Below are 10,730 nucleotides of genomic sequence, written 5' to 3'. Positions count from 1 at the left end.
ACAGGCTTGGCGCGCCCGACAGGATTCGAACCTGTGACCTTTGGAATCGGAATCCAACGCTCTATCCAGCTGAGCTACGGGCGCCTGCCGTGCCGTGTTGGTAGCCCAAAGGCGGCGGGGCGGCAAGAGGGATCGCTCGGGGAACGGGTGAGGGGGATCTCCCCGCGGGCCTCCCTCCCCCCGCCCGGAAGCGCCCCCCGTAACAATCGCTTACCGAAATTGAAGGCTTCCCGTGGCACCCTGCGCTTGACGGCGCGTACGGCGCGGGTGTTCTGGACCACCCCGGTCGGTCCGCGCCGCCGCTAGACCGACCCCGGAGCAGGACCGGAGCACGACCCTCACCGGAGCACGACCCTCACCGGAGCACGACCCTTGCGCAAGCATTTCGGAACCGACGGCATCCGCGGCCGCGCCAACGTCACCATCACGCCCGAGCTCGCGCTCAGGGTCGGGCAGGCCGCCGGGCTCGCCTTCCGGCGCGGCGATCATCGCCACCGGGTCGTCATCGGCAAGGACACGCGGCTGTCGGGCTACATGATCGAGAACGCGCTCGTCGCCGGCTTCACCTCGGTGGGCATGGACACGCTGCTGCTCGGCCCGATGCCGACGCCGGCGGTGGCCATGCTCACCCGCTCCATGCGCGCGGATCTCGGCGTGATGATCTCCGCCTCGCACAACCCGTTCGAGGACAACGGCATCAAGCTCTTCGGCCCGGACGGCTACAAGCTCTCCGACGGCGTCGAGCGCGAGATCGAGGCGCTGATCGACGGCGACCTCTCCCGCCGGCTCGCGCCCTCCGCCGGGCTCGGGCGCGCCAAGCGCGTGGAGGGCGTGCACGCCCGCTACATCGAGTTCGCCAAGCGCACGCTGCCGCGCCTCCTCGACCTCGAGGGCCTGCGCATCGTGCTCGACTGCGCCAACGGCGCCGCCTACCGCGTCGCGCCCGAGGCGCTCTGGGAGCTGGGCGCCGAGGTCATCGCCATCGGCGTCGAGCCCAACGGCTTCAACATCAACCGCGACGTCGGCTCGACCGCACCGGAGGCGCTCGTCCAGAAGGTGCGCGAGCTGCGCGCCGACGTCGGCATCGCGCTCGACGGCGACGCCGACCGGGTGATCGTCGTCGACGAGAAGGGCCGCGTCGTCGACGGCGACCAGCTGATGGCGGCGATCGCCCGCAGCTGGCACGAGGACGGGCGGCTCTCCCGGCCGGGGATCGTCGCCACCGTGATGTCGAACCTCGGGCTGGAGCGCTACCTCGGGAGCCTCGGCCTCTCGCTCGAGCGCACGGCGGTGGGCGATCGCTACGTGCTCGAGCGCATGCGCGAGGGCGGCTACAACCTCGGCGGCGAGCAGTCGGGCCACGTCATCCTCTCCGACTACGCGACGACGGGGGACGGGCTCATCGCGGCGCTGCAGCTGCTCGCGGTGGTCAAGCGCTCCGAGCGGCCGGTCTCCGAAGTCTGCCACTGCTTCGAGCCGCTGCCGCAGATCCTCAAGAACGTGCGCTACGCCGGCGGGCGGCCGCTGGAGGACGTCGCCGTCGCCTCCGCCATCGAGGCGGCGCGCTCGCGGCTCGGCGACGCGGGGCGCGTGGTCATCCGCCCGTCGGGCACCGAGCCGGTGATTCGCGTCATGGCGGAGGGCGACGACCGCGCCCTCGTGCTCGAGGTGGTCGACGAGATCGCGCTGGCCGTGACCCGCGCGGCGGCCTGACGCCGGGCGGGACGCTCCGGCGCACCTCGCGCGCACGGGGCGCGCACGTCCGGCGCCCGCCGGTCACCGGCCCTTAACCCTAACGCTTAAGGTTAAGCTGCGCTTAAGAAATTTCTGCAATCGTCCCCTCCGTGAGAGCCGCGGGCCGTTCGCCCGCCGCGACGAGAACGGGGACACCACGCCATGATTCGCCTCGAGCCGGCCCTCGTGGCCGCCCTCGCCGCCGTCGGCGGCGTCATCGCGACGAGCGCCAACGCCGCCGACCTGCTGCCCAGCCTGCCGCCCGCACCCGCCCCCGTCGCCGTCGAGGCGTTCGGCGGCTGGTACCTGCGCGGCGACATCGGCCTGTCGAGCCAGCACTCCGACGATCCGAAGAACCCGCTGCTCGACGCCGCCCAGCCCGCGGCCGCGGTCGAGGTCATCCAGTCGGACTTCTCCTCCGCCGGCTTCGTCGGCGCCGGCGTCGGCTACCGCTTCAATTCCTGGTTCCGCGCCGACGTCACCGGCGAGTATCGCGGCCGCGCGCAGTATCGCGGGCTCGACCGCGTGCGCTGGATCGGCGCCAACGGCTTCAACCAGACCAACGAGATCTACTTCGACAAGACCGAGTGGGTCGGCCTCGTCAACGGCTACCTCGATCTCGGCACCTGGTACGGCATCACGCCCTTCGTCGGCGCCGGCATCGGCTTCGCGCACGTGACGATCGACAATTTCCGCGACATCGGCACGATCTTCCCGAGCAACGTCTCGGGATTCAACAACAGCGTCGTCTACGCCGACAAGGAATCCCGGACGAACTTCGCCTGGGCGCTCTACGCCGGCCTCGGCTACGAGGTCTCGCCGAACCTGTCGCTCGAGCTCGGCTACCGCTACCTCGCCATGGGCGACGGCGGCACCGGCGAGACCTACCGGTTCGACGGGGTCAGCACCGTGCGCGACGAGTGGGAGATCGACGCGATCCACTCGCACGACCTGAAGCTCGGCATGCGCTGGAACCTCCAGGCCCCCGCTCGGGCCCACCCCGCCCCGCTCAGCCGCAGCTTCTGACCGACGAGGGAGGGCCCGCTCATGTCGACGCTTCCGCTCTCGAGCCGAGGTCGCCTCACCCTCGTCGTTCTCGCGGGCGCGCTCGCCGGCCCGGCGTTCGCGCCGGCCCGGGCCGCGGACATGAGCGACCTTCCGCCGCTGCCGGCGATCGAGGCGGCCCCCGCCGCGTCGGTCGGCGCCGGGTGGTACCTGCGCGGCGACATCATCCACGCCACGCTCCGGGATCCGGACGTCACCGCCCGGAACGGCGGCGTCGCCACCTTCCCCGGCGCGACGGTCGACGGCGGCGTCGGGTTCGGGCTCGGGGCGGGCTACGAGCTGAACTCCTGGCTGCGTTTCGACGTCACCGCGGACCACCGCGAGGGGCTCGACGTGGACGTCTTCTCCGGCACGCCGGTCGCCGGCGCGCGCGGCACGTCGACCTTCTCCGCGACGACGCTCCTCGCCAACGCCTATCTCGATCTCGGCACCTGGCACGGGTTCACGCCCTATGTCGGCGCCGGCATCGGCTATGCCTGGAACACCCTCGACGGGCTCGCCCTCTCGGGCTGCCCGGCGCCCTGCGCCGTCGCCGGCGTGCCGCTGGCGGGGCTCGAGCGGGCGCACGAGACCAGGGGGAACTTCGCCTGGGCGCTCACGGCGGGCGTGTCGGTCGACGCGGGGCGCAGCCTCAGCGTCGACCTGAACTACCGCTTCGTCCATCTCGGCGAGGCGGCGACGGGGATCGTCGCCGGCACGCGCGTCGAAGCCGACGCGCTCTCCGCCCACGAGGCCCGCATCGGCCTGCGCTGGAGCTTCGCCGAGCCCACGCGCCCGTCCTACGTGGAACCGCTCTCGCGCTCGTTCTGACGGTCGACGGCAACCAAGCGTTAAGGTTACCGGACGATGATCGAGGTCGAGAGCCACTCGCCAAAGATTTCCGAAGGGGAATCCTCGCCATGCGTACCTCCATCGCGGTCGCCTTCGCCGCCGCCGTCACCCTGCTCCCGGGCGTCGCCGGCGCCGTCGACCTCGGCCCCCTGCGCGGTGCGCAGGGTTTCGGGGTGACACCCGTGACGACCTGGCAGGGCGGCTATTTCGGCCTCACCGCCGGCTACGGGCAGATGAGCTCCGATGCGACGGGCGTCTTCGCGGAGCCGATCGCGCGGCACCTGCGCGACACGGTGATCGAGAACGAAATGCGGGTCTCGACCTTCGTCCAGCCGGTGGTGCGCGACTCCAAGAGGGCGGTCTACGGCGCCTTCGCCGGCTATAACTTCCAGTTCTCGGAAGCCGTCCTCGGCATCGAGCTGGACTTCGCGCGCGGCAAGCAGCGCGTGTCGGGCTCGGATTCGCTCGGTCGCTCGCGGCAGCTGAGCAACGGCTTCGTCGGCAACGCCTTCGCGAGCGGGACCTTCGACCTCGCGCTCGACAACGTGGTCACGCTGCGCGCGCGCGCCGGCTACACGATCGGCGACTTCCTGCCCTTCGTCACCGGTGGCCTGGCGCTCGCCCAGTACGAGCGCACCCGTCGGACCGATCTGATCTACTCCGAGACGAACCATCCGACGCTGCCCAATCGCGGTCCCTTCACGTGGAGCGAGACATCGCCGAGCAGCGGCACGGCGGTCGGGCTCGCCGGCGGTGCCGGCGTCGACGTCGCGCTGACCGAGAACATCTTCCTGCGCGGCGAATGGCAATACGCCTTCTTCCCCGACGCGGGAGGGTCCGAGGTGTCGCTGAGCACGCTGCGCGGCGCCGCCGGCGTGAAGTTCTGACGCCGCCGCGCGGCCTCAACCGCGGCGCGCCTCCAGGATCATCGCGCTCGCCTTCTCGGCGATCATGATGGTGGGCGAGTTGGTGTTGCCGGACGTGATCCGCGGCATGGCGGAGGCGTCGACGACGCGCAGGCCGGCGACGCCGTGAACCGCGAGCCGCGCGTCGAGCACCGCCGCGCGGTCCGACGCGAGCCCCATCTTCGCCGTGCCGACGGGGTGGAAGATCGTCGTGCCGATCTCCCCCGCGGCCTTCGCCAGCGCCTCCTCCCCGTCGAACTCCGGCCCGGGCTTGTATTCCTGCGGCCGGAAGCGCGCGAGAGGCGACTGCGCGACGATGCGCCGGGCGAGACGGATCGAATCGGCGGCGACCCGACGATCCTCCTCCGTGTCGAGGTAGTTCGGTTGGATCGCCGGGGGGGCGTGCGGGTCTGGGCTCGCGGCGTGGACCGATCCGCGGCTCGACGGGCGCAGGTTGCACACGCTCGCCGTGAAGGCCGGGAAGGGGTGGGGCGCATCGCCGAACTTGTCGAGCGACAGCGGCTGGAAGTGGAATTGCAGGTTGGGCGTCTCGTAGTCCGCCGAGGAGCGGGCGAAGGCGCCGAGCTGCGAGGGTGCCATGGTCAGCGGCCCGCGCCGGAAGAGCGCGTACTCGACCCCCATCCAGGCCCGGCGCCAGAGCTTGCCGTAGTCCGCGTTCAGGGTGCGCACGCCCTCGACCCTGAAGATCGGCCTCAGCTGCAGGTGGTCCTGCAGGTTCTCGCCGACGCCGGGCAGGTGCCGGCGCGTCTCGATGCCCAGGGCCTGGAGCCGCGCCCCGTCGCCGATGCCGGAGAGCTCCAGGATCTGCGGCGACTTCACCGCGCCCGCGCAGAGCACGACCTCGCCGGAGGCGCGCGCCGTGACCGTCTCGCCGCCGCGCGAGAGCACGACGCCGGTGGCGCGGCCGTTCTCGACGGTCACGCGCTCGACGGTGACCCCGGTCTCGAGCCGCAGGTTCGGCCGCGAGAGGGCGGGCTTCAGGAAGCCGCGGGCGCTCGACCAGCGCCGGCCGCCCTTCTGGTTGACCTGGAAGTAGCCCACCCCGGAATTGTCGCCGCGGTTGAAGTCGTCGGTCGCCGGGATCCCGGCGGCGACGCAGGCCTCGATGACCGCGTCGAGCAGCGCCCAGCGCACCCGCGGGTAGTCGACCCGCCACTCGCCGCCCGACCCGTGATGGTCGTCGGGTCGGGCGTGATCCTGGTGCTGCCGGAAGATCGGCCGCACGTCCTCCCAGCCCCAGCCCTCGAGGCCGAGCTGGCGCCAGCCGTCGTAGTCCTGCGCCTGGCCGCGCATGTAGATCATCGCGTTGATGGCGGACGAGCCGCCGATCACCTTGCCGCGGGGATAGGCGAGGCTGCGCCCGTTCAGCCCCGGCACCGGCTCGGTCCGCAGCATCCAGTCGGCGCGCGGATTGCCGATGGCGAAGAGGTAGCCGACGGGGATGTGGAACCAGATCCAGTCGTCCTTCCCGCCGGCCTCCAGCAGCAGGACGCGCACCGACGGGTCGCGCGAGAGCCGGTTGGCGACGACGCAGCCGGCCGAGCCGGCGCCGACGACGACGTAGTCGTATGTCCCGAGATCCTGCACGGCCCCACTCTCGCCCGATGGTCACGCTCGGGGCGGGACCCTAGCGCGCCCGCACGCCCCTGACGATGCGCATGTGCGCAAGCGCCGCTCGGGCGCGAGACGGTGGCGGAGGCGGGGCGCGCACCCGGAGAGATGCGGAGGCGGTGGCGTGATGAGGGGGAAGCACGATGGGGGCCGCGCTGGACAGCCATATCGGGGGCTGGCCGAAATACGGCCTGCGCTGGACAGCCATATTTTCGGCTCGCCGATATATGGCCTGCACGGGCGCCCTTTATTATAGGCTGGGCGATATATGGCCGGAGCTGCCACCCCATGCTAAATGCAGACCGATATCCGATACGACGTCGGCAGACGGCGAAACAGCGACGCCGTGAATTTGCGACCGTCTGCGTTTTCAGCGCAGGCCGAGCGGGAGAGGCGGCACGATGGTGATGGAGGCGCAGCGATCCGGGCGGTACGTTCGGCAACCCACCGGCTATTCCGCCTTCGTGCCCAACCCGCTGCCCCCTCGGCCGAGCCTCGAGATCGACGCCGAGATGCAGACGCTCCTGTCTTCGGCCGACCGCGCTCTCGGCAGGCTCGACGGCTCGATCCAGACACTGCCGAATCCGGATCGTTTCGTCTTCATGTACGTGCGCAAGGAGGCCGTCCTCTCGAGCCAGATCGAGGGCACGCAATCGTCCCTCAACGATCTGCTCCAGGTCGAGGCGAGCGTGCTCGATCCCGAGCATCCTCAGGACGTCGGCGAGGTGCTGAACTACGTTGGCGCCATGAACCACGGGCTCGCACGGCTCACCGAGCTGCCGCTGAGCATCCGCCTCATCCGAGAGATTCACGAGAAGCTCCTCGGGGGCGTCCGCGGCCAGGAGAAGAACCCCGGAGAGCTGCGGCGCTCCCAGAACTGGATAGGGCCGGCGGGCTGCACGCTGCGCGACGCGACGTTCGTGCCGCCGCCGCCATCCGCGGTCATGGAAACCCTCGGGGAGCTGGAACTGTTCATGCACTCCCGCGATAGCCTTCCGATCCTGATCAAGATCGGATTGGTTCATGCGCAGTTCGAGACCATTCACCCGTTTCTCGATGGCAACGGGCGCGTCGGGCGCCTCCTGATCACGTTCCTGCTCTGCCAGGAGGGTGTTCTCACCCAGCCTGTGCTATACCTCTCGCACTATTTCAAGAGATACAGGTTGGAGTATTACGATCTACTTCAGAGAACGCGCGACCTCGGTGACTGGGAGAGCTGGATCAAGTTCTTCCTTCGGGGAGTTGCCGAAGTCAGCCGGGAAGCGACGAGAACGGCACGGGCGATCGTCGAGCTGCGGGAGAGGCACCGGCTGCTGGTCACCCGCGAGATGGGGCGTGCCGCGGCCAACGGGCTGATCGTGCTGGAACGGCTGTTCCAGCGGCCGATCATCACCGTCAACGAGATGGCTCTCGCTCTGAACGTCTCGTATGCGGCAGCCAACCAGATCGTGCAGCGTCTCGCAGTGGCGGGAATACTGGAGGAGATCACCGGTCAGCGGCGAAACCGCGTCTACCGCTACACGCCGTACATCGACTTGTTCACCGAGCGTGGCGCCATCTCCCGAGACGATCAGGACGCGACGACCCTTTGGTGACGACCGTCTCATTGCAGGCCGCGCGCGGGTCGTTCGCCTCGAGCTGGCCACCTCGTCCCGAGGCCGGTTCACCTCGAAGCAGGCGGACCCGTCGGCTCGACGCCGCTCACGCGCGGCGGTGTGCGTCCTTGCGCCGCAGGCGGACCACGACGTCCACGCGTGCGACTTCGAAGCCTTCGGGTGGCTCCGGCAGGTCCATGACGGTCACGCCCTGCGCCGGCACGTCCATCAGCTCCTCCTCGCCCTCGACGAAGAAGTGATGGTGCTCTGTCGGGTTGGTGTCGAAATAGGCCTTCGACCCGTCCACCGCCAGCTGGCGCAGAAGGCCCGCCTCGGTGAACTGGTGGAGCGTGTTGTACACGGTCGCGAGCGAGACGGGGACGCGCGCGCGCATCGCCTCGTCGTAGAGCATCTCGGCCGTGATGTGCCGGTCACCCTTGCCGAACAAGAGCCAGCCGAGGGAAACCCGCTGGCGCGTCGGCCGCAGGCCGACCCGGCGCAGCTTGTCGCGCAGGTTCGAGAGCGGGCAGCCGGGGCGCCCGGCCTGCGCGCCGGCGAAGGGGGCGGCAGGAGACGCGGAAGGAGCGCTGTGATCCATGGCGGAGTCGTGACGCCTCGTTCGGGTGAGCGGCAGGAACGCCCGCGCGGGGCGCTCGTTCTCTCCTTTGTAGGGTTTGCGCGCCGCGCCCGCAACCCGGTGAAGCACGGAACCGCCCGCGCGGGACGACGGGACGCGCACGGCTGCAACGACCGATCGGAGGTGGCGCGGCCGCGTGCCCGCACCGGCCCGTGCGGCGGGCGGGACCGATCCCCGCTTTCGCGCGGCTCGCAACGTGTGTTACCAGAGCCCTCCCGAGCCGCGGGTCAGCCCGCGGCCGGACGGGAGACCCGAGATCAGAAGAGGACCGGCCGCACGCATGAGCCAGCCGCTCGAGAGAAAGCCCGAATATTCCTACGAGGAGCTGCTCGCCTGCGGACGCGGCGAGCTGTTCGGCCCGGGCAACGCCCAGCTTCCGCTGCCGCCGATGCTGATGTTCGACCGCATCACCTCCATCGGCGAGGACGGCGGCGCCTACGGCAAGGGTCACGTACGCGCCGAGCTCGACGTGCGGCCGGACCTCTGGTTCTTCGCCTGCCACTTCAAGGGCGATCCGGTCATGCCCGGCTGCCTGGGCGTCGACGCGCTCTGGCAGCTGTGCGGCTTCCATCTCGGCTGGCTCGGCGCGCACGGGCGCGGCCGGGCGCTCGGGGTGGGCGAGGTGAAGTTCTCCGACCAGGTCTTGCCGAGCGTGAGCAAGGTGGTCTACGGCGTCGACCTGAAGCGCGTGTTCCGCTCGAAGCTCGTCCTCGGCATCGCCGACGGCTTCCTGGAAGCGGACGGCCGGCGCATCTACGAGGCGAAGGACCTGCGGGTGGGCCTGTTCCAGGCCGAGACCGCGGGCGGCTGAGCCCGCCGCGGCGCCGGAAGGCGCGCGAGTGGGCCGGACAGGGAGGTATGAGCGAATGAGGCGCGTCGTCGTCACGGGGATGGGCATCGTCTCCTCGATCGGGGACGACGTTCCCCAGGTGCTCGAGAGCCTGCGCCAGGGGCGCTCGGGCATCGTCTTCGCCGAGGACTACGCCCGGCTGAACTTCCGCTGCCGCGTCCACGGCGCCCCGCGCGTGGTGCCCGAGGAGAAGGTCGACCGGCGCGCCATGCGCTTCCACGCCCGCGGCACGGGCTGGAACCACGTCGCCATGGACGAGGCGATCGCCGATTCGGGGCTCGAGCCGGGCGAGATCTCCAACGAGCGCACCGGCATCATCATGGGCTCGGGCGGCCCCTCGACGCGCACCGTCGTCGAGGCCGCCGCGATCACCCAGGACAAGGGCCCCAAGCGCATCGGCCCCTTCGCGGTGCCCAAGTCGATGTCCTCGACCGCATCGGCCACGCTCGCGACCTGGTTCAAGATCAAGGGCGTGAACTACTCGATCTCGTCCGCCTGCGCGACCTCGAACCATTGCATCGGCAATGCCTACGAGACCATCGCCATGGGCCGCCAGGACGTGATCTTCGCCGGCGGCTGCGAGGACCTCGACTGGACGATGTCGAACCTGTTCGACGCCATGGGCGCGATGTCCTCGAAGTACAACGACCGCCCGGCGGTGGCCTCGCGCGCCTACGACGTCGATCGCGACGGCTTCGTCATCGCCGGCGGCGCGGGCGTGCTGGTGCTCGAGGAGTACGAGCACGCCCGCGCGCGCGGCGCCCGAATTCACGGCGAGATCGTCGGCTACGGCGCCACGTCCGACGGCTACGACATGGTCGCCCCCTCGGGCGAGGGCGCGGTGCGCTGCATGCGCCAAGCGCTCTCGACGGTGAAGGTGCCGGTCGACTACGTCAACCCGCACGCCACCTCGACGCCGGTCGGCGACGAGAAGGAGATCGAGGCGTTGCGCGAGGTCTTCGGCGTGGGGGACGCGTGCCCGCCGATCGCCGCCACCAAGTCGCTGACCGGCCATTCCCTCGGTGCCACCGGCGTGCAGGAGGCGATCTACTCGCTCCTGATGATGAACAACGACTTCATCTGCGCGTCGGCCAACATCGAGGAGCTCGACCCGTCCTTCGCCGACATGCCGATCGTGCGCGAGCGCCGCGACGGCGTCTCGCTCGGCTGCGTGCTCTCGAACTCGTTCGGGTTCGGCGGGACGAACGCGACGATCGTGATGAAGCGGCTGGAGGCGTGACGTCTCGCGGTGTCGGTGAACGCCATTGACGACGTGCCAGATCCTGCACGCCCCACACCCCCGGCCCCTCTCCACGAGGGAGAGGGGAGACCCGCGGGGCCGGCATCACGGGCGAACCCGTTATTCCGCCGGGTGAGAAGCGCCTCGCGAGCAACGTGCTCGACGCTCTCCCCTCTCCCTCGTGGAGAGGGGCGGGGGTGTGGGGCGATGGGTGAAGAGCGCGACGCCACCCTCACGCACC

At 70.4% G+C, this 10,730-nt stretch carries 9 protein-coding genes and 1 tRNA gene; 7 read left to right on the top strand and 3 right to left on the bottom strand.

What is annotated here, in order from left to right:
* Positions 1-7 precede the first annotated feature (7 nt).
* Positions 8-84, bottom strand: a tRNA-Arg gene (locus tag AB9M23_RS21100).
* Between the two features lie 288 nt (positions 85-372).
* On the opposite strand from AB9M23_RS21100, the gene glmM reads away from it, so the two are divergent.
* From glmM to AB9M23_RS21080, 4 genes are all read left to right on the top strand, one after another.
* Positions 373-1,713 (top strand): phosphoglucosamine mutase, encoded by a 1,341-nt coding sequence (glmM, locus tag AB9M23_RS21095; protein WP_372426625.1) that lies wholly within the window; start codon positions 373-375, stop codon positions 1,711-1,713.
* Positions 1,714-1,896: 183 nt separating this feature from the next.
* On the top strand, positions 1,897-2,760 hold the full coding sequence (locus tag AB9M23_RS21090) for an outer membrane protein (RefSeq protein WP_372426624.1): 864 nt from the start codon (positions 1,897-1,899) through the stop codon (positions 2,758-2,760).
* Between the two features lie 21 nt (positions 2,761-2,781).
* A complete protein-coding gene (locus AB9M23_RS21085) occupies positions 2,782-3,609 on the top strand; it encodes an outer membrane protein (RefSeq protein ID WP_372426623.1) in 828 nt (275 codons plus the stop codon).
* Between the two features lie 89 nt (positions 3,610-3,698).
* Entirely contained in the window at positions 3,699-4,517 is an 819-nt protein-coding gene (locus AB9M23_RS21080; protein WP_372426622.1) for an outer membrane protein, read from the top strand.
* A 15-nt stretch (positions 4,518-4,532) separates the two neighbouring features.
* On the opposite strand, the gene AB9M23_RS21075 is transcribed toward AB9M23_RS21080, so the two are convergent.
* A complete protein-coding gene (locus AB9M23_RS21075; RefSeq protein WP_372426621.1) occupies positions 4,533-6,143 on the bottom strand; it encodes a GMC family oxidoreductase in 1,611 nt (536 codons plus the stop codon).
* Positions 6,144-6,568: 425 nt separating this feature from the next.
* Between AB9M23_RS21075 and AB9M23_RS21070 the strand changes: the two genes are divergently transcribed.
* Positions 6,569-7,762: a Fic family protein gene (locus tag AB9M23_RS21070; protein ID WP_372426620.1), complete on the top strand. Its 1,194-nt coding sequence runs from the start codon at positions 6,569-6,571 to the stop codon at positions 7,760-7,762.
* A gap of 106 nt (positions 7,763-7,868) precedes the next feature.
* Here the strand turns inward: AB9M23_RS21070 and irr are convergent, their stop codons facing one another.
* The gene (irr, locus tag AB9M23_RS21065; RefSeq protein WP_372426619.1) at positions 7,869-8,360 is read right to left on the bottom strand and encodes a Fur family transcriptional regulator Irr; all 492 of its coding nucleotides are present in this window, start codon (positions 8,358-8,360) and stop codon (positions 7,869-7,871) included.
* Positions 8,361-8,679: 319 nt separating this feature from the next.
* Between irr and fabA the strand changes: the two genes are divergently transcribed.
* Together fabA and fabB are read left to right on the top strand one after the other, a co-directional pair.
* On the top strand, positions 8,680-9,210 hold the full coding sequence (fabA, locus tag AB9M23_RS21060; RefSeq protein ID WP_372426618.1) for a 3-hydroxyacyl-[acyl-carrier-protein] dehydratase FabA: 531 nt from the start codon (positions 8,680-8,682) through the stop codon (positions 9,208-9,210).
* 55 nt (positions 9,211-9,265) lie between these two features.
* Complete coding sequence (fabB, locus tag AB9M23_RS21055) at positions 9,266-10,489, top strand: beta-ketoacyl-ACP synthase I (protein WP_372426617.1); 1,224 nt, start codon at positions 9,266-9,268, stop codon at positions 10,487-10,489.
* Positions 10,490-10,730 lie beyond the last annotated feature (241 nt).

This window comes from Salinarimonas chemoclinalis, assembly GCF_041514305.1.
Lineage (GTDB): Bacteria > Pseudomonadota > Alphaproteobacteria > Rhizobiales > Beijerinckiaceae > Salinarimonas > Salinarimonas chemoclinalis.
The sequence above is the reverse complement of the archived record's forward strand: the minus strand, read 5'-3'. Positions and strand labels throughout refer to the sequence as shown.

Coding starts and splice junctions, on each gene's coding strand:
- AB9M23_RS21090 (WP_372426624.1), top strand. CDS start 1,897: ATGATTCGCCTCGAGCCGGCCCTCGTGGCCGCCCTCGCCGCCGTCGGC.
- irr (WP_372426619.1), bottom strand. CDS start 8,360: ATGGATCACAGCGCTCCTTCCGCGTCTCCTGCCGCCCCCTTCGCCGGC.
- AB9M23_RS21085 (WP_372426623.1), top strand. CDS start 2,782: ATGTCGACGCTTCCGCTCTCGAGCCGAGGTCGCCTCACCCTCGTCGTT.
- fabA (WP_372426618.1), top strand. CDS start 8,680: ATGAGCCAGCCGCTCGAGAGAAAGCCCGAATATTCCTACGAGGAGCTG.
- AB9M23_RS21070 (WP_372426620.1), top strand. CDS start 6,569: ATGGTGATGGAGGCGCAGCGATCCGGGCGGTACGTTCGGCAACCCACC.
- AB9M23_RS21080 (WP_372426622.1), top strand. CDS start 3,699: ATGCGTACCTCCATCGCGGTCGCCTTCGCCGCCGCCGTCACCCTGCTC.
- fabB (WP_372426617.1), top strand. CDS start 9,266: ATGAGGCGCGTCGTCGTCACGGGGATGGGCATCGTCTCCTCGATCGGG.